Annotated in this window: 17 protein-coding genes; 14 read left to right on the top strand and 3 right to left on the bottom strand. The window is 65.0% G+C overall.

Annotation, left to right across the window (positions count from 1 at the left end; translation table 11 throughout):
- Together AC3CB8_RS06065 and AC3CB8_RS06060 are read left to right on the top strand one after the other, a co-directional pair.
- Positions 1-678: a glycosyltransferase family 2 protein gene (locus AC3CB8_RS06065; RefSeq protein WP_352564354.1), complete on the top strand. Its 678-nt coding sequence runs from the start codon at positions 1-3 to the stop codon at positions 676-678.
- Entirely contained in the window at positions 678-2,162 is a 1,485-nt protein-coding gene (locus AC3CB8_RS06060) for a nucleotidyltransferase family protein (RefSeq protein ID WP_352564356.1), read from the top strand. Before AC3CB8_RS06065 ends, AC3CB8_RS06060 begins: the two co-directional genes overlap by 1 nt.
- 59 nt (positions 2,163-2,221) lie before the next feature.
- Here AC3CB8_RS06060 and AC3CB8_RS06055 read toward each other — a convergent pair whose 3' ends face one another.
- From AC3CB8_RS06055 to AC3CB8_RS06045, 3 genes are all read right to left on the bottom strand, one after another.
- Positions 2,222-2,851: an alpha-ketoglutarate-dependent dioxygenase AlkB family protein gene (locus AC3CB8_RS06055; protein ID WP_023772349.1), complete on the bottom strand. Its 630-nt coding sequence runs from the start codon at positions 2,849-2,851 to the stop codon at positions 2,222-2,224.
- A 473-nt stretch (positions 2,852-3,324) separates the two neighbouring features.
- The gene (arfB, locus tag AC3CB8_RS06050; RefSeq protein WP_352564359.1) at positions 3,325-3,762 is read right to left on the bottom strand and encodes an alternative ribosome rescue aminoacyl-tRNA hydrolase ArfB; all 438 of its coding nucleotides are present in this window, start codon (positions 3,760-3,762) and stop codon (positions 3,325-3,327) included.
- Positions 3,763-3,852: 90 nt separating this feature from the next.
- Positions 3,853-5,463, bottom strand: a complete 1,611-nt coding sequence (locus AC3CB8_RS06045) for a phosphoenolpyruvate carboxykinase (protein WP_352564361.1) — start codon at positions 5,461-5,463, stop codon at positions 3,853-3,855.
- Between the two features lie 343 nt (positions 5,464-5,806).
- Between AC3CB8_RS06045 and AC3CB8_RS06040 the strand changes: the two genes are divergently transcribed.
- The 12 genes from AC3CB8_RS06040 (at position 5,807) to trxA (ending at position 23,306) form a co-directional block, all read left to right on the top strand.
- Positions 5,807-6,508 carry a response regulator transcription factor gene (locus AC3CB8_RS06040; RefSeq protein WP_010912942.1) on the top strand — a complete coding sequence of 234 codons (702 nt, stop codon included), beginning with the start codon at positions 5,807-5,809 and terminating at the stop codon, positions 6,506-6,508.
- Positions 6,509-6,591: 83 nt separating this feature from the next.
- Positions 6,592-8,376, top strand: a complete 1,785-nt coding sequence (locus AC3CB8_RS06035) for a sensor histidine kinase (RefSeq protein ID WP_023772345.1) — start codon at positions 6,592-6,594, stop codon at positions 8,374-8,376.
- Between the two features lie 24 nt (positions 8,377-8,400).
- On the top strand, positions 8,401-8,847 hold the full coding sequence (locus AC3CB8_RS06030; protein WP_023781760.1) for an HPr kinase/phosphorylase: 447 nt from the start codon (positions 8,401-8,403) through the stop codon (positions 8,845-8,847).
- Between the two features lie 164 nt (positions 8,848-9,011).
- The gene (locus tag AC3CB8_RS06025) at positions 9,012-9,413 is read left to right on the top strand and encodes a PTS sugar transporter subunit IIA (protein WP_010912939.1); all 402 of its coding nucleotides are present in this window, start codon (positions 9,012-9,014) and stop codon (positions 9,411-9,413) included.
- Entirely contained in the window at positions 9,410-9,706 is a 297-nt protein-coding gene (locus AC3CB8_RS06020) for an HPr family phosphocarrier protein (RefSeq protein ID WP_015314359.1), read from the top strand. Before AC3CB8_RS06025 ends, AC3CB8_RS06020 begins: the two co-directional genes overlap by 4 nt.
- Positions 9,707-9,897: 191 nt before the next feature.
- Positions 9,898-11,298: an adenosylhomocysteinase gene (ahcY, locus tag AC3CB8_RS06015; protein WP_015314360.1), complete on the top strand. Its 1,401-nt coding sequence runs from the start codon at positions 9,898-9,900 to the stop codon at positions 11,296-11,298.
- Between the two features lie 187 nt (positions 11,299-11,485).
- Positions 11,486-14,029, top strand: a complete 2,544-nt coding sequence (locus AC3CB8_RS06010) for a sensor histidine kinase (RefSeq protein ID WP_023793058.1) — start codon at positions 11,486-11,488, stop codon at positions 14,027-14,029.
- A gap of 8 nt (positions 14,030-14,037) precedes the next feature.
- Positions 14,038-15,549 carry a tRNA (adenosine(37)-N6)-threonylcarbamoyltransferase complex ATPase subunit type 1 TsaE gene (gene tsaE, locus AC3CB8_RS06005; RefSeq protein ID WP_352564365.1) on the top strand — a complete coding sequence of 504 codons (1,512 nt, stop codon included), beginning with the start codon at positions 14,038-14,040 and terminating at the stop codon, positions 15,547-15,549.
- Positions 15,546-16,274 (top strand): nucleotidyltransferase family protein, encoded by a 729-nt coding sequence (locus AC3CB8_RS06000; RefSeq protein ID WP_023772340.1) that lies wholly within the window; start codon positions 15,546-15,548, stop codon positions 16,272-16,274. Before tsaE ends, AC3CB8_RS06000 begins: the two co-directional genes overlap by 4 nt.
- Positions 16,271-19,405 carry a double-strand break repair protein AddB gene (addB, locus tag AC3CB8_RS05995; RefSeq protein ID WP_352564368.1) on the top strand — a complete coding sequence of 1,045 codons (3,135 nt, stop codon included), beginning with the start codon at positions 16,271-16,273 and terminating at the stop codon, positions 19,403-19,405. The genes AC3CB8_RS06000 and addB overlap by 4 nt, the downstream gene beginning before the upstream one ends.
- Positions 19,402-22,908, top strand: coding sequence for a double-strand break repair helicase AddA (addA, locus tag AC3CB8_RS05990; protein WP_352564370.1), 3,507 nt, complete (start codon positions 19,402-19,404; stop codon positions 22,906-22,908). The genes addB and addA overlap by 4 nt, the downstream gene beginning before the upstream one ends.
- A gap of 74 nt (positions 22,909-22,982) precedes the next feature.
- A complete protein-coding gene (trxA, locus tag AC3CB8_RS05985) occupies positions 22,983-23,306 on the top strand; it encodes a thioredoxin (RefSeq protein ID WP_015314366.1) in 324 nt (107 codons plus the stop codon).
- Positions 23,307-23,323 lie beyond the last annotated feature (17 nt).

Here is a 23,323-nt window from a genome sequence, read left to right as displayed (position 1 = left end):
ATGCGCAACTATGGCGTCGTCATACCGGCCTTCAACGCCAGCGGCACCATCGCCGAGACGCTGCGATCGGTCGCGGCGCAGACAGTGCGGCCCGAGCTGGTGGTGATCGTCGACGATGGATCCAACGACGATCTCGCGGGGGCGATCGGCGGAACGGACCTGCCGCTGCAATTGCTGCGCCAGGCAAATGCCGGACCTGGCAGCGCCACGACCAGGGGCATCTCCGCCTTGTCGACGCCGCTCATTGCGACGCTCGATGCCGACGATCTGTGGCTGCCGAGCAAGGTCGAAACACAGCTCGCGCATCTCGAAAGACATCCCGGAACGTCGGGCGTCTTCTGTCATTTGCGAAACTTCCGCAATGACCGGCCCGACGCTCCCGAGGACGCGATCGTACCCGGTTGGTCCCGGACCACGATGCTGATCCGGCGCGAGGTCGCCGAGACCGTCGGACCAGTCGTCGATCCGCCGGGCGGCCGCGGCGAAATGATCGACTGGATCGCGCGGGCACGCGAGGCGGGCCTTGCCCTCGACATGGTGGAAGAGGTGCTGGCGCTGCGTCGCATCAGGCCCGGCAGCCTGTCCTACGGGCGCGATGCGGCGCGCGACCGCGGCTATCTCGAAGTGGCGCGGCTCGCCATGCTGCGACGGGCCCGGAACAAGGCCGGCGCGGGCTGATGGCGGGCATCCGCCGCATCAGCCGACGTTTCCCGGACTATGGCTGGTCCTGGCCGACGGGCGGGCTCGACCAACTGCTCAAGGCCGCGCTTCTTGCCGATGAGGACGCGGCCGCCGGGTGCGCCTTGCAGTGGCTAAGCGCGAACGACATAGACCTCGTCTCCTTCAGGGAACATCGGCTGTTGGCCGCGATCTGCGACCGGTTCGGGCGGAAATTGGCCGGCCATTCCGCCTATCCGCGCCTTGTCGGCCTGCAAAAGATGCTGTGGACCAAGTCGCGCATGGCGATGCGCGAGGCCGAACCGGCGCTGCAGGCGATGACGGATTCCGGCTGCCTGGTGATGCTGATCAAGGGTGCCAGCCGCATTGCCTTGAACGCCTCGGCGCAGCGTGGCCGGGTGGCGCACGACATCGACATATTGGTGCGGCCGCAGGATATATCGGCGGCGTTCGGCGTGCTGCGCGACCGCGACTGGCAGATCGCCACCGGGGTAAGCCCACAGTATCTGAGGACAAGACTGGCGTCGCTACGCTCGATGAATTTTTTCAAGGGCAGTTATGGCGATATCGATCTGCACCAGCTTGCCTATGACGGTTCGCAGCAAAGCGACGAGGATGACCAGGCGATCTGGCAGCGCGCGGCGGGGGCCGAATTCAGCGGTGTCGGCGTGCTGGTGCCGTCGCCTGCGGATCGCATAGCGCTCGCCATCGCGCATGGCGGGCTCGATGCCCACACCCACAGCGATTGGCTGGTCGATTGCGCGGTGGCCATTCGCGCCGGCGGCGTCGACTGGGACGTGTTCCTCGATGTCGTCGCCAGGCGTGGCCTTGCCGTTGCCGCGGCGGTGGCGCTTTCCTACCTTGCGCTCGATGTTGGCGTGACGGTGCCTGACAGGGTGCTGGCGCGCGTGCTGGTCATGGCCGACCGCACCGGCCTTGCACGCTGGTCGGCATTGCTGCAGGCCAAGCCGCGAACCGACTTTGGCAGGCTGACCTGGCTGTCGCGCGGCTTCGCCAAGCAGTTGCGGCTGAGACGCAAGAGCGGGCGGCTGCGGCAGGAGCCGCCCGCCAGGGCATGGCGCGGCAGAGCATGGCGCGGCAGGCAGGCACCTCGCGAACCGCTGGAAGGACAGTCGCCCCCGGCCTTCTCGCAGACCATACCGTGCCCCGCGACGGCAGGGGAGATGATGCTGGACATCACGATCAGGATCAGCGTCCCGCCGGTCCGGCGCCGCATCGAAATGGAGATCAATGTGGGCGACGACCACGTCGCGCGTCTGCGTGCGATGGCCATCAGCCGGTCTGGTGGAGAGCGGGTGCTGCGCTTTCGCGGCAAGGTTACGTTCGACGGCCGGCAGCATGCCCTGACGCTGGAGGCGCGGCCGTCCCGGCAGTTCCGCCAATGGGACGATCAGGCGACGGTCGCCGCCTACGGCGCATTGCCCTTCCATCTGGTCTCGGCGATTTTTTCACCGCTGCGCTGAACTGAACTATCGCTGGTCGCCCAAAGGTCGGCGGCGCCGTGCGGGGCGCGAACCCTCGCCTATACGGCGCCCTTGTCGGGCTTCGTCACCCGCCGCAACGTCAGATTGATCCTGCCGCCGTTCTTGAGCAGCGCCGAGGTCGAAGGGTAGATGCGGTCGACGCCATGGAAGGCAAGACGGCCCTCGCCGCCAAGCACGACGACATCGCCGCTTTTGAGCCTGAACGATTTGGTGGCGCCATCGCGGGTTGTCTGGCCGACCCTGAACAGGCAATCGTCACCCAGCGAGACGGAGACGACCGGTGCTGAGAAATCGGCCTCGTCGCGATCCTGATGCAGGCCCATCTTGGCTTCCGGCGTGTAGAAATTGACCAGGCAGGCCTGCGGTGGATTGGGATAGCCCGACACCTGCCGCCACAGGTCGAGCAGACTGTCGGGGATAGGCGGCCACGGCTCTCCGGTCAGCGGATGCGTCGGCTGGTAGCGATAGCCGCGTTCCTTGTCGGTGACCCAGCCGAGCGGACCGCAATTGGTCATGCGCACGCTCATCTCCTTGCCGGTCCGAGGCATGGCCGGCACGAACAGCGGCGCCTGCTGGACAATGCTTCTCACCTCCTCGACCAGCGTCTCCTGGACGGCGCGGGACAGATGGGCCGGAATGTGACGGATGCCTTTGGGCAGAACGAGCATGGGTTGGCTCATGAGAATGGTTCGGAGCCTCAGCATGCCACCGCCAGACACAAACGGCGACCCGAAAGCGGTGGTGGTTTTTACCAGGGAGGGCAGCGATGAATTCGTCTTGGCCAGATGGGCGGTTGACGAATAAAGATGACTAACATACCGACACGTCAAACACCGCCAAGAACGATGCCGCCGTCTATCTCGATGCCTCGGCCTCCTACGATCTCGGCGGCACCGACAAGAGGTAGGAAGGTGTCTCGGCCGCTTTCGCCGTCCGCAACATTGCCGATGACCGCGCGACGGTGTGCAACTCGGGTTATCGCTACAGGACCAGGGCCGCAACATCACGGCTTCGCTGAAGCGTCTCTGGTAAAGGCAACGCCAGCACCTTTCGGACGCGCGGCGTGTTGCCGACGGAAGGGAAACCTCACATCTGCCATGCAAAATTGAAAGTGGTTTTGCGGGCACGATTTGCGTGTTGCTTAGTCGTTCTCCACGCGACCGCGCAGCTTCTTGATCGTACCGCGCCCGGCCTTGCTCTTCAGCCGACGCTCGACCGCGCCTTTCGACGGCCGTGTCTTCTTGCGCGGCGGCGGCGGCGGTTCGGCGGCCTTGGCGACCAGTGCCATCAGCCTCGCCCGCGCATCGGCGCGGTTCTGCTCCTGCGTGCGAAAGCGTCCGGCCTCGATGACGATGACACCATCCTTGGTGGCGCGCTGGCCGGCAAATTTTATGGTCCGCTCGCGTACGCGGTCCGACAGGCCCTCGGCGTTCCGCGCGTCGAAGCGAAGCTGCACCGCCGTCGCCACCTTGTTGACGTTCTGGCCGCCGGGACCGGACGAGCGGATGAAATCCTCGTGCAAGTCGCCCGGGTGGATCACGGCTTCGCCAGATATGATGAGGTCGTCGTCGATCGGCATGCCGCAGTCATGGCGCGGCGAGCCGAAAAAGAAAAGGCCCGATCGAAACCCGGCCTCCGATGGTGCCTGGCCACAACGATGCCTTGGCGATTACTCCGCCGCTTCCTGCATGCGGGGCGCTGCGCCCAGCACGACGGCGTCGACATGGCTTTCGAACTTCTCGAAGTTGACGGCGAACATGCCCACCAGCCTTGCCGCCTGCCGGTCATAGGCAGCCTTGTCCATCCAGGTGGAGCGCGGATCGAGGATGGCGCTATCGACACCAGGCGCCGCCACCGGCACCTCGAAGCCGAAATTGGCGTCGGTGCGGAAAGCGCCTGCCTGCAGCGAGCCGTCGAGGGCGGCGGCGAGCAAGGCGCGCGTCGCCTTGATCGGCATGCGCTTGCCGGTGCCATGGGCGCCGCCGGTCCAGCCGGTGTTGACCAGCCAGCAATCGGCGCCGTGGCGAGCAATGAGCTCGCGCAGAAGATTGCCGTATTCCGACGGATGGCGCGGCATGAACGGCGCGCCGAAACAGGTCGAGAAAGTCGCTTCCGGCTCGGTCACGCCCCTTTCCGTTCCGGCTACCTTGGCCGTGTAGCCGGAAAGGAAATGATACATCGCCTGCGCCGGCGTCAGCCGGGCGATCGGCGGCATCACGCCGAAAGCGTCGGCGGTCAGCATGATGATGTTCTTCGGGTGACTGGCGCGCCCGGTCTTCGAGGCATTGGGTATGAAGTCGAGCGGATAGGCGCAGCGTGTGTTTTCGGTGAGCCGGCCGTCATTGAAATCCGGCACGCCATCGGCGTCGAGTACGACGTTTTCCAGCACGGTGCCGAAGCGCTGCGTGGTGGCGAAGATCTCCGGCTCGGCTTCCGCCGACAGCTTGATCGTCTTGGCGTAGCAGCCGCCTTCGAAATTGAAGATGCCGTGCGGACCCCAGCCGTGCTCGTCATCGCCGATCAAGGTGCGGGACGGATCGGCCGACAGCGTGGTCTTGCCGGTTCCCGACAGGCCGAAGAAGATGGCGGCATCGCCGGCCGGTCCCTCATTGGCCGAGCAGTGCATCGGCATCACGCCTTTCTCCGGCAGGAGGTAGTTGAGCATGGTGAACACCGACTTCTTCATCTCGCCGGCATAGGAGGTGCCCCCGATCAGCACGATCTTGCGCGTCAGGTCGACGGCGATCACCGTCTCGGTGCGGCTCCCGTGACGGGCGGGATCGGCGCGGAAGGACGGCAGGTCGATGATCGTCATCCCAGGCACGAAGTGTTCGAGTTCGGCCGCCTCGGGACGGATGAGCAGGTTGCGGATGAACAAGGAGTGCCAGGCAAGTTCGGTGATCACCCTGGTGGGTAGCTTGAGCTCCGCGTCGGCACCGCCGACCAGATCCTGCACGTAGAGGTCCTTGTCCGCGGCGTGAGCCTGGAAATCGGCGAGCAAGGCGTCGAACTGTGCGGGCGAGATCGCCTTGTTGTTGTCCCACCAGACTTGCGGCTCGGTGGCGGCGTCGCGGACGATGAACTTGTCCTTGGGCGAGCGACCGGTGTGCTGGCCGGTCTCGGCGAGCAGCGCGCCATTCGCGGTCAGCCGGGCTTCACCGCGCTGGATCGCTTCCTCGGAGAGCGCGGCCGCGCCGAAATTGTAGCGCACCGTCCCGGAGGTTTTCAGATCGATACGATCGATCGCGCAGGCAGGATTGCGTTTGCCGACTTCCGACATTGGTGACCCTTCTCAAGATTTGCCGCATCTTTGCCGGCGTATTTCCGGCACACCCACTAAGCAGGCTATGATGGTCAGAACCAGAAAAGCCAAATGATATCAAATCATTAATCGATTTAAATATTTTGAAAGTTGTTTAAATCGTTTATATATGCGAAAACTATCACGGTTGCCCAAAGGATTGCGAGGTTCGTTCGTCCAATCCGTGTCAAGGTCGGATTGTGGCCGGCGGCACCCCGCGCGTGACAGCGGTTACGGCCTATGCCACATTTTGTACCTAATTTGTCCTGCAAAAGCCCCTTCTCTACGACAGAAGGGACAGCCCATGAGGGAGCCGCTTGAAATGGCTACAATCGCGCTTGTCGATGACGACCGCAACATTCTGACGTCGGTGTCGATTGCCCTTGAATCCGAGGGGTATCGTGTCGAAACGTACACGGATGGTGCGTCCGCGCTGGAAGGCCTGGCGGCCAGGCCGCCGAATCTCGCCATCCTCGATATCAAGATGCCGCGCATGGACGGCATGGAGCTCCTGCGCCGGATGCGTCAGAAATCCGACTTGCCGGTGATCTTCCTGACCTCCAAGGACGACGAGATCGATGAATTGTTCGGTCTCAAGATGGGCGCCGACGATTTTATCCGCAAGCCGTTCTCGCAGCGCCTGCTGGTGGAGCGGGTGCGCGCCGTGCTGCGCCGTGCCAGTGCCCGCGAGGCCGCGGCAAAAGCGCCGAGCCAGCAGGCCCGCTCGCTCGAACGTGGCCAACTCGTCATGGACCAGGAACGCCATACCTGCACCTGGAAGGGCGAGCCGGTGACGCTTACCGTCACGGAGTTCTTGATCCTGCATTCGCTGGCGCAGCGTCCCGGCGTGGTAAAAAGCCGTGATGCTTTGATGGATTCGGCCTATGATGAGCAGGTCTATGTCGATGACCGCACGATCGACAGCCACATCAAGCGGCTGCGCAAGAAGTTCAAGGCTGTCGACGACGACTTCGAGATGATCGAAACCCTTTACGGAGTCGGATATCGGTTCCGCGAAGCGTAATTTGATGTATGTCGAGCGAAAGCGGTCCCTAGTCTGGGGCTGCGACATACTTCAAACCTGGGACTAGCGGGAGCTGCTATTCGATGGCAGTGGAAGCACAGCGAACAAGACCGGCGGGCGCCGCCAGGCGGCCGTCGCGCATCATGCCTTCCTTCGTGTCGAAAATCACCGTGCCGATGCGCCGCTTCCTCGGCCACCATATCTTTTCCAGCCTGACGCGGCGTATTCTTTTCCTCAATCTCGCCGGGCTGGCGGTGCTCGTCACCGGCATCCTCTATCTCAACACCTTCCGCGACGGGCTGATCGACGCGCGGGTCGAAAGCCTGATGACGCAAGGCGAAATCATCGCTGGCGCGATTGCGGCCTCGGCGACGGTCGAGACGGATTCGATCAGCATCGACCCGGAAAAACTGCTTGAGCTGCAGGCCGGCGAAAGCCTGGGGCCTGGCTCGGACCAACTCGACAATCTGGATTTTCCGATCAATCCCGAGCGCGTGGCGCCGGTGCTACGGCGGCTGATCTCGCCGACTCGCACCCGAGCCCGCATCTATGACCGCGACGCCAATTTGCTGCTCGATTCGCGCCATCTCTATTCGCGCGGTCAGATCCTGCGCTACGATCTGCCGCCGGTCGAGGAAGAGGAGCCCGACTTGGTCGAGCGCGTCCAGAAGTTCATCTTCGACTTCTTCCGCAACACCGACCTGCCGGTCTATCACGAACAGCCCGGCGGCAACGGCGCCGCCTTCCCGGAAGTGGTCAAGGCGTTGACGGGCAGTCCGTCGACCATTGTGCGCGTCTCGGAACAGGGCGAGCAGATCGTCTCGGTGGCGGTGCCAATCCAGCGTTTTCGCGCCGTGCTCGGTGTGCTGATGCTGTCGACCGAAGGCGGCGATATCGACAAGATCGTCGCCGCCGAACGCAAGGCGATCCTGCGCGTCTTCGGCATCGCGGCGCTCGTCACAGCCATCCTGTCGATGCTTTTGGCATCCACCATAGCCAACCCGCTGCGCCGGCTGTCGGCGGCGGCTGTACGGGTTCGTCGCGGCGTCAAGAGCCGCGAGGAAATCCCCGACTTTTCCGACCGCCAGGACGAGATCGGCAATCTGTCGATTGCCGTGCGCGACATGACCAACGCGCTCTATGCGCGCATCGAGGCGATCGAAAGCTTCGCGGCCGATGTCTCGCATGAATTGAAGAACCCGCTGACGTCGTTGCGCAGTGCTGTCGAAACATTGCCGCTGGCGAAGAATGACACCTCCCGTGCGCGCCTGATGGAGATCATCCAGCATGACGTGAAACGGCTGGACCGCCTCATCACCGACATTTCCGACGCCTCGCGCCTCGACGCGGAATTGGCGCGCGAAGATGCCGGCACCGTCGACCTGAAGAAGTTCGTCACCGACCTTGTCGCTGTTTCGCGTGAAACCACGCGCAACAAGAAGGCGGTCGAGATCGAGCTCAAGGTCGCCAAGCTGCCGCAGGGCGCCAAGGGCTATGTCGTCGTCGGTCACGATCTGCGCATCGGCCAGGTCATCACCAATCTGATCGAAAACGCTCGTTCCTTCGTTCCCGAGGACCATGGCCAAATCAGTCTGTCGCTGGCGCGCGCCGGCAAGTTCAACATCCTGACCGTCGACGACAACGGTCCTGGCATCCGCGCCGACGCCATCGACCGCATCTTCGAACGTTTTTACACCGACCGGCCCGCCGGCGAGGCGTTCGGCCAGAATTCCGGCCTTGGCCTGTCCATCTCCAGGCAGATCGTCGAGGCCCATGGCGGTACGTTGACCGCCGAAAACATACCAGGCATCAAGCCCGGCGAGATCAAGGGCGCACGCTTCGTGGTGACGCTCCCGGCCGAGGGATGACCGCCAATCGCCAAGGATCGCGACGTGCAGCCTGACAACATACACGCCACGGCGCTGCTGATCGGCGAGAGCGGCATTCTCATCAGCGGCTCATCCGGGTCGGGCAAGACAACGCTGGCCCTGACGCTGATCAGCCATTGCCTGCAGCGCGGATTGTTCTCGCGGCTCGTCGGCGACGATCAGCTTTTCGTCGAAGCCCACGCCGGGCGGCTGGTGTGCCGTGCGCCCGCCACAATCGAGGGCCTTGCCGAGGTGCCGGGACATGGGCCACGGTCCCTGCCGTTCGAACCGGCCTGCGTCGTCGATCTGCATGTGCGCCTGTTGCCGGCCGGCGAAATCGCACGCTTCCAGGAGGATGCAAGCGACGAGATCGCCGGCTGCGCGGTGGCGCGCATCGATTTGGCAGAGCGCAATGTCGCGGCCGCCTCGCTCGCAGTGATGGCGCGGCTGTCGATCCCGCCTTTTCTATGATCCGCGCTGGGTTTTTTGCTGCAATGCGTCAAAATGGCGTGGGCCGGCGCAATTTTGGGCTTGTCAACGGGCCGCGCGTCGACAAGATAGCGCTCCCGCCGCCTGGATTGGCTGGCGAGCATAAAATGCGCCTGTGAAGCGGCGATGACGGGAGCCACCAAAGAATGATCGGACTCGTGCTTGTAACGCACGGTCAACTGGCCACCGAGTTCAGACATGCCGTCGAACATGTCGTCGGGCCACAAGACAATTTCGAAACCGTGGCGATCGGTGCCGACGACGATATGGAGCAGCGTCGCCGCGACATCGTCGACGCCGTCGCCCGTGTCGATACGGGGGCGGGTGTGATCGTGTTGACCGACATGTTCGGCGGCACGCCCTCCAACCTTGCCATATCGGTAATGGAGTCCGGCCGCACCGAGGTGATCGCCGGCATGAACCTGCCGATGCTGATCAAACTGTCGTCGATCCGCAAGGGCGACAACATGGCGGCCGCGCTCGATGAAGCGCAAGCCGCGGGCCGCAAATATATCAACGTCGCCAGCCAGCTTTTGAGCAGCAAATGAGTACGCTGTCGCCTGACAAGGACCAGATCGTCAGGGAGTTTCCGATCGTCAACCAGCGCGGCCTGCATGCGCGCGCCTCGGCGAAATTCGTCCAGCTTGCCAGCGGTTTCAACGCTTCGGTCCATGTCGAGAAGGACGGCGTCAAGGTCGGCGGCACTTCGATCATGGGCCTGATGATGCTGGCGGCCAGCCCTGGATACTCGATCCGCGTCACCGCCAGCGGTCCGGAGGCGCTCGAGGTCATGGACGCGCTGGAGCAGCTCGTCGCCTCCCGTTTCGGCGAGGAGTGCTGACCAGGAAGTCAGCCTCCGAGACATGCACGAATAAAGATTTCTTTATATCCCATTGTCGTGCGAAGCCCGATCTGCTAGTCAGGCCGGCAATTCGCGCCCTTCGACGCGCCGACCGGCGCGGGTGCATCCGCAACCAATTCGCAAGCCAAACGATCAATTCACAGCAAGACAATTCGCATCGGAGCACTGCCATGACGGGTAGCAAGGATTATGTGGTCGCCGACATCTCTCTTGCCGGCTGGGGCCGCAAGGAACTCGATATCGCCGAAACCGAAATGCCGGGCCTGATGGCCTGCCGCGAGGAATTCGGCGCCAAGAAGCCGCTCAAGGGCGCGCGCATCACCGGCTCGCTGCACATGACGATCCAGACGGCGGTGCTGATCGAGACGCTGAAGGCGCTCGGCGCCGATATCCGCTGGGCTTCCTGCAACATCTTCTCGACCCAGGACCACGCCGCCGCGGCCATCGCCGAGACCGGTATTCCGGTCTTCGCCGTCAAGGGCGAGAGCCTCGAACAGTACTGGGACTACACCGACAGGATCTTCCAGTGGGCCGATGGCGGCCTCTCCAACATGATCCTCGATGACGGCGGCGACGCCACCATGTACATCCTGATCGGCGCCCGTGCCGAAGCCGGCGAGGACGTGCTGTCCAATCCGCAGAGCGAGGAAGAGGAATATTTCTACGCCCAGGTCAAGAAGCGCCTGAAGGCTTCGCCGGGCTTCTTCACCAAACAGAAGGAAGCGATCCGCGGCGTCACCGAAGAGACGACGACCGGCGTCAACCGGCTCTACCAGTTGCAGAAGAAGGGCCTGCTGCCCTTCCCGGCCATCAACGTCAACGATTCGGTCACCAAGTCGAAATTCGACAACAAATATGGCTGCAAGGAATCGCTGGTCGACGGTATCCGCCGCGGCACCGACACGATGATGGCCGGCAAGGTCGCGGTCGTCTGCGGTTATGGCGACGTCGGCAAGGGTTCGTCCGCCTCGCTCAAGGGCGCGGGCGCCCGCGTCAAGGTGACCGAAGTCGATCCGATCTGCGCGCTGCAGGCGGCGATGGACGGCTTTGAAGTGGTCACGCTGGAAGATGCGGCACCAACCGCCGACATCGTCATCACCACCACCGGCAACAAGGATGTGGTTACCCTCGACCACATGCGCTCGATGAAGGACATGGTGATCGTCGGCAACATCGGCCATTTCGACAACGAGATCCAGGTTGCATCGCTGCGCAATCTGAAGTGGACCAACGTCAAGCCGCAGGTCGACATGATCACCTTCCCGGACGGCAAGCGCATGATACTCCTTTCGGAAGGCCGTCTGCTCAATCTCGGCAACGCCACCGGCCACCCGAGCTTCGTCATGTCGGCCTCCTTCACCAACCAGGTGCTGGCACAGATCGAGTTGTTCACAAAGGGCGAGCAGTACCAGAACCAGGTCTATGTGCTGCCCAAGCATCTCGACGAGAAGGTCGCACGCCTGCATCTCGACAAGCTCGGCGCCCGCCTGACCGAGCTGTCGGGCGAGCAGGCCGCCTATATCGGCGTCACGCCGCAGGGGCCGTTCAAGCCGGAACACTACCGCTATTAACCAAAGCCGAATTCGCTACAAGATATTGATGCCGGGCGATTGACTTTTGCCCGGCATTATTTTTGCGCCGAATGATTCTTCACGCCGATTCCAGCAGGCGCTATTGTTGTGATTCGCGGGTCCGGGGGCGAGGACCGGCGGACGCGTCAGGGCGGTCTTGCATTCAGGCGGCGAAGAGGACCAAGACATGCCGGGGGAAAACCCGCTTCACGCGGGACAGGCCGTTTCCGGCGGCCATCAGGATTCGGGGACCACTGGCTCCGCCACCCGGGCACGGTGGCGTGGCCGCGCGGGGCTGTTGCTTGCCGGCTCCATACTTGCCGGTCCGCTGCTTGGCGGGGTTGCATGCGCCCAGGGCGCCGAAGTGGCTGCCGGCCTTTCGGTCAGCACGATCGAGGTCATGCAGCTTGCCGTCTTTGCCGGTGTGATGGGAGCGGCATTCCTATCGGCCATCGTTCTCATTCGCGAACGCGCGCGCATCTCGGCGGAAAATGTCGAGCTGAGAGGCCGCGTCACCGATATCAGCGCGGCGTTGCGACGTTCGGAAGCACTGCTCAATCTGCGCGACCAGCGCGTGGTCGTCTGGGCCTCGGAAAACAAGAAACCCGAACTCATCGGCACATTGCCGACCGAAAGCGGCGCGCCAGAGGAACGGGCGGCATTCCTCGCCTTTGGGCGCTGGCTGATGCCGCGCTCGGCGGCGGCACTTGAACATGCCGTGACGGGTTTGCGAGAAAAAGGCAGGCCTTTCGACCTGGTGGTGGAATCGCAGGCCGGCGCTCCGTTGGAAGTGCATGGTCGCAAGAGCGCGGCCCATGTGCTGGTGCGCTTTGTCTCGCTGTCCGAGACACAGCGCAGCCAGGCCCGGCTCAAAATCGACAACCAGCGGCTAGCCGCCGACCATGACACGATGATCGGCCTGCTCGAGGCGCTGAAGATGCCGGCATGGCTGCGCGACGAGCACGGCCGGCTGAAATGGGTGAACCGGGCCTATGCCGACGCGGTCGAAGCCGAGAACGCTGAAGCCGCCGTGCGTGACGCCCAGGAGTTCCTCGGCGGCCAGGCGCGCGAGGCCATCGCCACCCAGCACAAGTCGCATCCGGTGTTCGAGCAATCGCTTTCGACGGTGATCGAAGGCGACCGCCGCGTGTTTGCCGTCACCGACTTTGCCGGCGCCGACGGTTCGGCCGGCCTTGCCTGCGACACCAGCGCCATCGAGGCCATCCGCGCCGAATATGAGCGGACCGTGCGCAGCCATGCCGATACGCTCGACCAGCTCAACACGGCAGTCGCCATCTTCGACACGAACGAGAAGCTGCGCTTCTTCAACCAGGCTTTCCAGAAACTGTGGGGGCTCGACAGCGGCTTCCTGCACAGCGCGCCCGACAACGCCCTTTTACTCGACCGGCTGCGCAGCGAGGGCAAGATCGCCGAACAGCCGGAATGGCGCCGCTGGAAGGAGGGCCTGCTCGGCGCCTATCGTGCGGTCGAATCGCAGGAACACTGGTGGCACCTGCCGGACGGCAAGACCATTCGCGTCGTTGCCAACCCGCAACCCAAGGGGGGCGTCACCTGGGTGTTCGAGAACCTGACCGAGAAGATGGATCTCGAAAGCCGCTACCGCACCGCGGTCCGGGTCCAGGGCGAAACGCTCGACAATCTGGCCGAAGGCGTGGCGGTGTTCGGCCCCGACGGCCGGCTGCGGCTGTCGAACCCAGCCTTTGCCACGCTGTGGGGGTTGGGCACGGAAGCCGCCAAGCCCAATGTACACGTATCCATCATACGCGAGCTCAGCGATCGGCAGGCGATCGAGAGCCCCTGGCCCGGCTTCGTCGCCGCCATCACCGGCTTCGACGACGAGCGCAGCGAGCGCCACGGCCAGACCGAGCTCAACAACGGCACCGTGCTGCGTTATGCCGTGATTCCCCTGCCCAACGGGCAAGTGATGATGACCTTCGTCGACGTCACGGACAGCGTCCATGTCGAACGCGCGCTCAAGGACAGGAACGAGGCGCTAGAAAAATCAGACCAGCTCAAGAACGACTTCGTGCAGCATGTGTCCTACGAACTGCGTTCGCCGCTGACCAACATCATCGGCTTCACCGAGTTGCTGTCGCTGCCGGCGACCGGCCCGCTGACGCAGAAGCAGCGCGAATATGTCGAACATGTCGGCTCGTCCTCCTCGGTGCTGCTGACCATCGTCAACGACATACTCGACCTGGCGACCGTCGATGCCGGCATCATGCAGCTCGACATTTCCGAGGTGCATGTCGACCGCACCATCGCGGCTGCCGCCGAGCTTGTCGCCGACCGGCTGGAGGAGCATTCGATACGGCTCGCGGTCGATGCCGCCGCCGCGCCGAAGACATTCCATGGCGACGAAACGCGCATCCGCCAGATCCTTTACAATCTGCTCAGCAACGCCGCAAACTACGCGCCGGAGGCCAGCACCATCCGGCTGGCCTGTCGCCAGCTGGCGGACGGGGTCGAGTTCTCGGTTCACGACGACGGGCCCGGCATGCCGCCGGATGTGCTCGATTCGGTGTTCCGCCGCTTCGAGCCGCGCGCCAATGGCGGCCGCCGGCGCGGCGCCGGCCTCGGCCTGTCGATCGTCAAGAGCTTTGTCGAACTGCATGGCGGCGCCGTTCGCATCGAAACCGGCAAGGACAAGGGCACGACCGTCATCTGCACCTTTCCCGACGTGCCGGGTATCCGCGCAGCGGCCGAGTAGCGCGCTCGATGACGGAACCGGTGCTGGAGCGTTTGCTCGCCGACGAGACCCAGACAGCGCGGCTGGGCGAGGATCTGGCTTTGGCGCTGCGCGCGGGCGACGTGCTGGCGCTCAAGGGCGATCTCGGCGCCGGCAAGTCGACGCTGGCAAGGGCACTGATCCGGGCGCTGGCCGACGATGCCGGTCTCGAAGTGCCGAGCCCGACCTTCACGCTGGTACAGAGCTACGATACCCGCGTGCCGGTTCACCATTTCGATCTCTACCGCCTGACCTCAGCGGCCGAGCTCGACGAACTCGGCTTCGAGGAGGCGCTGGCGCAAGGTGCCGCCCTGATCGAATGGCCCGAACGGGCTGACGGCTATCTGCCCAAGGCGACGGTGCTGATCGAACTCGTCCAACATGGCGAGGGCCGGCTGGCCCGACTGTCGGGGCAAGGCGTTACCTTCGACCGTGTCGCGCGCTCGCTGGCCATGCGCGGCTTTCTGGAGAGCGCCGGCTGGAGGCAAGCGCAGCGCCGACATTTCATCGGCGATGCCTCGGCCCGCTCCTACGAGATCGTAACGCTTGCCGGCGAGGCGCCACGCGTGCTGATGAACTCGCCGCGGCTGGTGCTCGGCCCGCCCGTGCGCGACGGCAAACCCTACGCCGTGATCGCCCATACGGCGCAGTCGGTGTCCGCCTTCGTCGCGATCGACCGTGCGCTGCTGGCCGCCGGGGTCGCGGTGCCCAGGATCGACGCGCAAGATCTCGACCAGGGTTTCCTGCTGCTGGAGCATCTGGGCTCGGAAGGTTTCCTCGACGGCAATGGCGAGCCGGTCGCCGAACGGTACGAGGCGGCGGCGCAACTGCTTGCCATGATGCACGGCAAGGCCTGGCCTCACCGCATGGAGGCGGCTCCCGGCATCGTCCATGACGTGCCGCCCTTCGATCGCGACGCCATGCTGATCGAGGCGGACCTGCTGATCGACTGGTACGTGCCGGCGATATCGGGCGAGCCGGCAAGCGAGGCGCTGCGTTCCGGCTATCACAAGATATGGAATGCGCTTCTCGAGCGGCTGCAAGGCAGCGAATACACGCTGATGCTGCGCGACTTCCACTCGCCCAACATCATCTGGCGCGGCGAGCGGTCCGGCCTCGACCGGCTCGGCATCGTCGACGTCCAGGACGCGCTGATCGGGCCTTGCGCCTATGACGTCGCCTCGCTCGCCATGGACGCCCGTGTCACCATGGCACCTGAGATCGAGAAGCGGACGCTCGACGCCTATGTCGCCGCGCGTCATGCTGCGGGCGGCTTCGACGAAGAAGGCTTCCTCGAAGCCTATGCAATCATGGCCGCGCAGCGCAATTCCAAAATTCTGGGCATTTTCGTGCGCCTCGAAAAACGTGACGGCAAGCCCTATTATCTCAGGCACCTGCCGCGCATCCGCGACTATCTCAAGCGGGCGCTGGCACATCCCGCGCTCGCCGATTTGCGGAATTTCCATAGCGCGCACGGGCTGCTGGAGGAACGAGCGCTGTGACAACGAAGCCGGACACCGCCATCGTCCTTGCCGCCGGGCTCGGCAAGCGCATGCGGCCGATCACCGACGCCATCCCCAAGCCGCTGGTCCGCATCGCCGGCAAGACGCTGCTCGACTGGGGCCTCGACAGCCTGGCCGCGGCCGGGGTCGGCAAGGCGGTGGTCAATGTCCATTATCTTCCCGAACAGATCGTCGCTCATGTCGCCGCGCGCCGCGCGCCGCGCATCGTTATTTCCGATGAGAGCGACCGGCTGCTCGATTCCGCCGGCGGCATCGTCAAGGCGCTGCCGGAGCTCGGCCAGGGGCCGTTCTACATCCTCAACGCCGACACATTCTGGATCGACCACGGCCCGCTCAATCTCGGGCGGCTTGCCCTTGCATGGGACGCCGCGAAAATGGATATTCTGCTGATGCTGGCGGATCTCCATCAGGCGACAGGGCACTGTGGCAGCACCGATTTCCTGGTTGCGCCGGATGGCGCCCTGCGGCGTTCAAAAGGCGACTCCGCTGGCCTGATCTATGCTGGCGCCGCGATCATCCATCCGCGCCTGTTCAAAAACGCACCCGCCGAACCGCATTCGCTCAATGCTTATTTCGACAAGGCGATTGCCGCCGGCCGCCTGTTCGGCATGCCGATGCATGGCCACTGGATAACCGTCGGCACGCCCGATGCCATTCCGCTCGCCGAAGACGCAGTGGCCGCCGCACACATCGGATCGCAATGAGCGGCTCGAGCCGCGTTTTCTCCATTCCCTCCGGAGCGCCGTTTCTGCCGACGCTGGCCGAGGCGCTGCTTGACGGCCGCCTTGTCCCCGGGTTTCGGTTCGACGGTGACCCCCTCGCTTTGGCCGACGTTACCATCTATGTGCCGACGCGCCGGGCCGCACGTGCCTTGCGCGGCGTGTTTGTCGACAGCCTGAAGGCGCGTGGGGGCGGCGGTTCCGCGATCCTGCCGGTGATCCGGCCGCTCGGCGAATTCGACGAGGATGAGGCCGCATTCGAGGCCGATCCAACGGCGGCAATCGATCTCGCGCCCGCGATCGCCGCCACCGAGCGCCTGTTGCTGCTGACGCCACTGGTGCGGGCGTGGAAACGCCGGTTGCCCGCCCATGTCGCGGCCCTCTTCGCCGAGGAGATCGTCGTCCCAGCCTCCACCGCCGACGCGATCTGGCTGGCGCGCGATCTGGCCGGGCTGATGGACGAGATCGAGACGGAAGGCACCGATTGGGCTAAACTTGCCGGCCTCGTCAGCGGCAACCTTGCCGGATGGTGGCAGGTCACGCTCGAATTCCTCGGCATCGTCACCGATGCCTGGCCGAAATTCCTCGCAGAGAGCGACCGCTCCAACCCAGCCGCGCACCGCAGCGCCCTGATCCGTGCCGAGGCCGCGCGGCTGCGGCGCAATCCACCCGCCGGGCCGGTCATAGCCGCGGGGTCCACCGGCTCCATACCCGCCACGGCGGAACTGCTTGCGACCATCGCCGGCCTGTACGGCGGTGCCATCGTGCTGCCCGGGCTGGACCAGATGCTCGACGAAGCCTCCTTCCAGGCTCTCGTCGCTCCCGGCGCGCGTCCAGCGGTGCTGGGCCATCCGCAATACGGCCTGGCAAAGCTGATCGGCAAGATCGGCGTGCTGCGCGGCGATGTCGAGGAGATCGGTGCGTCCGCGCCGAAGCTCGCGCTCCGCGCCGCCCTTGTCGGCGAGGCGCTGCGGCCGGCCGAGACCACGGAATTGTGGGCGGAAACACGAAACGGGTTTTCAGCGTCCGATATCGCTGGCGCCTTCGCCGACGTGACGCTGCTGGAGACGGCAAGCGAGCGCGACGAAGCCGTCGCGATCGCCGTCGCGCTCAAGCGCGCGGTCGAAGAGCCAGGCCAGAGAGCGGCGCTTGTCACTGGTGACCGCGCGCTGGCACGCCGCGTCTCGGTCGAGCTCAAGCGCTTCGGTGTCATTGCCGACGATTCCGGCGGCACGCCGCTGTCCAACACGCCGGCGGCCAGCCTGCTCAGACTGGCGCTCGAAGCGGTGTTCCGGCCAGGCGATCCGGTCGCCCTGTTGTCGCTGCTCAAGCATCCCCTGCTTGGCCTGGGTCTGGAACGGGTCAACGTGCGCCACGCGGCGGAATTGGTCGAACTGGTGGCGCTGCGCGGCGGCACCGGCCGCCCCGACATCGCTTCGCTGCCGAATCTTTTCGAGGCCCGCCTCACCGGGCTAGGCGACGGCAGCCGGCCGCCGTTCTGGTTTGCCCGCCTGACCGTGCGCTCCATTGAGGTCGCGCGGACCCTTCTCGCACGCCTGGCGGACGCGCTGGCGCCGCTTTCGACCTTTCGCGGCCAGGCGGAGGCCGGCCTTGCCGCGCTGGTCGAGGCCAGCGTCGCTGCCCTGGAAAATCTCGGCCGTTCGGCCGACGGTGGTCTTGGCGAACTCTACGCCGGCGATGCCGGCGAAAAGCTCGCCGAACTGCTGCGCGGGCTGGTCGCGGCTTCGGCGCCGCTGTCGTTCGCGGCAATCGAATGGCCCGATGTGATGGAGGCGCTGATCGCGCCCGAGACCGTCAAGCCGGCGCAAGGCACCGACAGGAACATTGCCATCTGGGGCGCGTTGGAGGCGCGGCTGCAGGATGTCGATACGCTGATCATCGGCGGGCTCAACGAAGGGGTCTGGCCGCGCAAGCCGGAGAGCGACCGCTTCATGTCGCGGCTGATGAAGACCGGCATCGACCTCGAACCGCCGGAGCGGCGCATCGGGCTTGCCGCGCATGATTTCCAGATGGCCATGGGCGCGAGACGTGTGGTGCTGGCCCGCTCGGCGCGTGCCGGCGACGCGCCGGCCGTGCCGTCGCGCTGGTTGCAGCGGCTGCTCACCTTCATCGGCAACGATCAGGCGGCGGCACTGCGCCGGCGCGGCGACGAGCTGCTCGCCTGGGCGCGTGCGCTCGACACAGGGCCGAAGCGGGATTTCGCGCCACGGCCTCAGCCGAAGCCGCCGCTCTCGGTCCGCCCGACACATTTCTCCGTCACCGAGATCGAGACGCTGCGCCGCGACCCCTACGCCGTGTATGCCCGGAGGATCCTTGGCCTGACGCCGCTCGATCCGCTCGTCCGCGATCCGGGTGCGGCGGAGCGCGGCACGCTGTTTCACGCCATCCTGCATCTCTTTTCGTCCGAGGTGGCCGACCCGCGCGCGCCGGACGCATTGGCCGGGCTCATCGCCGCCGGCCGCGCCTGTTTTGCCGAGGCGGTGCTTCCGGCGGATGTCGAGGCGGTGTGGTGGCCGCGGTTCGAAAAGCTCGCCGCCAACATCATCGAATGGGAGCGAACGCGCGCCGACGCGGTGATCCAGCGGCATGCCGAGGAGCGCGCCGGCAAGACTGTGGTCGGACAGTCCGGCGTAACGCTGTCCGGCTATGCCGACCGTGTCGACCTGCTGGCCGGCGGCATGGCGGACATTCTGGACTACAAGACGGGTTCCTCGCCTTCCAAGGCACAGGCCCACACGCTACTGGCGCCGCAACTGGCGTTGGAAGGGGCGCTGCTCAGGCGTGGCGCATTCAAGGATTTGGGCGCGCGCGAACCGTCGCAACTGGCCTTCATCAGGTTGAAGCCGAATGGCGAGGTGTTCGAAGAGTCCATACTGGAACACAACCGCCAACCACGCACCGCAGCCGATCTTGCCGAAGAGGCCTGGGCGCGGCTGGAAAAACTGCTGATCCATTATGCCGACCCGGCGACCGGATATCTGTCGCGCGCGCTGCCGTTTCGCGAAGGTGAAACCGATGGCGATTACGACCACCTCGCCCGCGTGCTCGAATGGTCCGCCGGCGGTAACGCCGGGGATGAGGGAGGGGAGGCATGAAAAAAACCTATCCGATCCCGAGCGATACGGCTTCGAGCCAGGCCCGGGCCGCCGATCCCGGCAATTCGGCCTGGGTGTCGGCCAATGCGGGATCGGGCAAGACGCACGTGCTGGCCCAGCGCGTCATCCGGCTGCTGCTCAACGGCACCGATCCCTCGAAGATATTGTGCCTGACCTATACGCGCGCCGCGGCCGCCAACATGTCGAACCGGGTTTTCTCCACGCTGTCGGAATGGACATCGCTGGCTGATCTGGAGTTGGCCGCCAGAATAGAGGCGCTGGAAGGGCGCCGGGCCGATCGCGACACCATGCGCCGCGCCCGCCGCCTGTTCGCCGAGGCGCTGGAGACGCCTGGCGGGTTGAAAATCCAAACCATCCACGCCTTCTGCGAATCCGTTCTGCATCAGTTCCCCCTGGAAGCCAACATCCCCGCCCATTTCGAAATGCTCGACAGCCAGATGGAGGCCTCGCTTTTTGCCGCCGCGCGCCGCGAGATGATCTCCGCCGCCGGCGACAGGACTTTGGCGGAGGCCTTCGCCGCTATCCTGGAACGCGGCGGTGAAGGCGGTCTCGATGCCTTGCTCGGCGAGATCGTACGCAAGCGTGAGGGATTGCGCGATTTCCTCGATGCTGTCGGGCGTGACAGCTTCCAGCCCTTGTTCGATGAATTCCATTTCCAGCCCGGCCAGACCGCCGAAGGCATAGCGGCATCTGTATGGCCGCTGCCTGGCTTCCTGCCGGACTATTTTGCCGGCTTTGCCCAGGCAACCGAAGCCACCGACGCCAGGTCGGTGTTGAACAACATCCTGCCCTATGCGCGCCAGGCCTTCGCGGAGAGCGACCCTGTCCGCCGGCTGCAGTTGCTTGCAAGAGCCTTCCTCAAGACCGATGGCGATCCTTATGATCCGGCAAAGGCGTTCAAAAAGGCGCTCACCGACCGGCTGCCTGACCTGGCCGAGCGCTATGTGTCGGCCGCCACCGCCATCATGGAGACTGTCGACCGGCTGGCGCTATTCCGGATGCTGGAGGGCACATGTGCGGCCCTGACCATCGCCGGCTGGCTGATCGCACGCTACGAAGTGCTGAAGCGCGGCCGCGGCTTTCTCGATTTCAACGACCTGATCACCCGCACGGTGAACCTTTTGGCGCGGCCCGATGCCGGCCCATGGGTGCAATACAAGCTCGACCAGGGCATAGATCACATCCTGCTCGACGAGGCGCAGGACACCAGCCCGGATCAATGGGAGGTGGTGAAGCGGCTGGCGGAAGAATTCTTTGCCGGCTTCGGTGGCCGCGACCGGGTCCACCGCACGGTCTTTGCCGTCGGCGACGAGAAGCAGTCGATCTACTCCTTCCAGGGTGCGGCACCCGACTCCTTCGCCGATAGCCGGTTGTTGTTCGCCGGGCGTGTGCGCGATGCCGAAGCGTCCTTCGCCGACCTCAAGCTGACCTGGTCGTTCCGCTCCACGGACGATGTGCTGGCCGCCGTCGACCGGGTCTTTGCCGATCCCATCGTGCGGCGCGGCATCAGCCACGATCCCGATCCGCTGAACCACAAGGCGATCCGCACCGATGCGCCGGGCTATGTCGAGGTCTGGCCGTCGATCGGTGCCGAGGCCGTCGACGAGCCCGACGACTGGGCGCAAGCGATCGACCATGCCCATGCGCCGGCGGTACGCGTCGCCGAGAATGTCGCGGCCACCATTGCCGGCTGGATCGGCAAGGGCGAAATCATCGAGGGCCGTGGCAAGCGGCTGCGGCCGGGCGACGTGCTGGTGCTGGTGCGCAAGCGCGACAGCTTCGTCCACGCGCTGACCCGCGCGCTCAAGCGCCGCGACATCCCGGTTGCTGGCGCCGACCGGCTGAGCCTGTCGGGCCATATTGCGGTCAAGGACCTGATCGCGCTCGGCCATCTTTTGATGCAGCCGCAGGACGACTTGTCGCTCGCCGCTCTGCTGCGCAGCCCGGTCTTCGACCTGCCGGAAGAGACACTGTTCACGCTCGCCGCGCAACGGCCGCCCGGCGTGTCGCTGGCGGCATCGCTACGCCAGCACGCCGGCGAAAGCGAAACGCTCGCGGCCGTCGTCGCGCGACTCGACGCCTGGGCTGACGAGGCCGCCTTCAAGCCGGTGTTCGAATTCTATGCTGCCCTGCTGGCGCGCGATGGCGTACGCGGCAAGATGATTGCGCGGCTCGGGCCGGAAGCCGGCGATATTCTCGATGAGTTCCTGAGCTTCTGTCTTGCCGAAGAGCGGACCGGCCTGCCCGGGTTGGAAGCCTTCCTGTCGACACTGGAAAACGCCGGCCCAGAGATCAAGCGCGAGATGGACCAGACCCGTGACGAGGTCCGGGTCATGACCGTGCACGCGGCCAAGGGCCTCGAGGCGCCCGTGGTGTTCCTGGTCGACGGCGGTTCCGCCCCGTTCAGCGAGCAGCATTTGCCGCGCCTGATGCCTTTCGACGGCTCAGGCCGACATTGGGACGGCAGGGGTTATCTTTGGCGTTCGGCCAGCGACGTCGCCAACGGCTTCTCGAAGACGGCCGCCGCTCGCGCCCGCGAACTCGCCGACGACGAGTACCGCCGGCTGCTCTATGTCGGCATGACGCGTGCCGAGGACCGGCTTATCGTCTGCGGCTATCACGGCAAGCGGGCGCCGAACGCCGGCACCTGGCATTCTATCGTCAGCCGCGCGCTGAGCGCCGCGCCCGAAAGCGAACAGCGTCCGCATCCTGCCGACGGGGAGCCTGTCTACCGTTTCCACGTCACCAAACTGCCGCCGGTCGCGCCAAGTCCAGGCGAACAGGCGCGGCAGACCGATGCTTTCGGCCCCTTGCCGGCGACCCTGTTCAGGCCCTTGCCGCCTTTCGAGAACCTGCCGCGCCCCCTGTCACCGTCGGGCGCCTCGGCGCTGATCGACGAAGGCAAGGAAGGGGTTGTCGACAAGGCGTCGCCGGTGTTGGACGCCGCTGCCGAGCCAGGTTTTGCCGTGCTGCGCGGGCTCGCCCTGCACAAACTGCTGCAGATGCTGCCCGGCATCGCCGAGGACGCACGGGAGGACGCTGCGAAGCGTTATCTCTCCCGAACGGGTGCGGCGTGGCCTGAGGGCGAGCGTGAAAAGGCCCTGGCATCGGTCATCGCCATCCTTTCCGACTCCGGCCTCGGCCAACTGTTCGCGCCCTCCTCGCGCGCCGAGGTCGCAATCATGGGCAGCCTGGAGGTCAAGGGCAAAATCCGCTCCATTTCCGGCAAGATCGATCGGCTGGCGGTGGCCCCGAATGCGGTCTCGATCGTCGACTACAAGACCAACCGGCCCGCACCCGCCTCCCTGGCGGAAGTCCCGCCGGCCTATCTGCTTCAGCTCGCGCTCTATCGCGCCCTGCTGCAGCCGCTCTATCCCGGGCGGGAGGTCAAGGCAGCCCTGCTGTTCACCGAAGCGCCAAGACTGATCGAACTGCCGTCCCGGGCCATGGACGACGCCCTTGCCCGACTCACGGGAGCGTGACACAAGAACTGCTTGAAGAAGGGCGCGACAACCACCACATTTGGTGGGACGAAAAATTTCGAAAGGATTTCCGCATGACCACCGTCAAGGTCGACAAGAACAATTTCCAGGCTGACGTGCTTAATGCCCAGGTGCCGGTTGTGGTTGATTTCTGGGCGGAATGGTGTGGTCCTTGCAAGATGATCGCACCGGCGCTTGAGGACATTGCCACCGAGCTCGGCGCCAAGGTCAAGATCGCTAAATTGAACATCGACGAGAATCCCGAGCTTGCCGCCCAGTTTGGCGTGCGTTCGATCCCGACGCTGATGATCTTCAAGGGCGGCGAAGTGGCCGACATCAAGGTGGGCGCCGCGCCCAAGACCGCACTGTCGCACTGGGTCAATGGCAATCTTGCCTGATCCCATCTGAATTCGAA

The sequence above is a fragment of the Mesorhizobium sp. P160927 genome, assembly GCF_057766385.1.
Note: the sequence above shows the minus strand (reverse complement) of the source record. Positions and strands in the feature narration are given on the sequence as shown.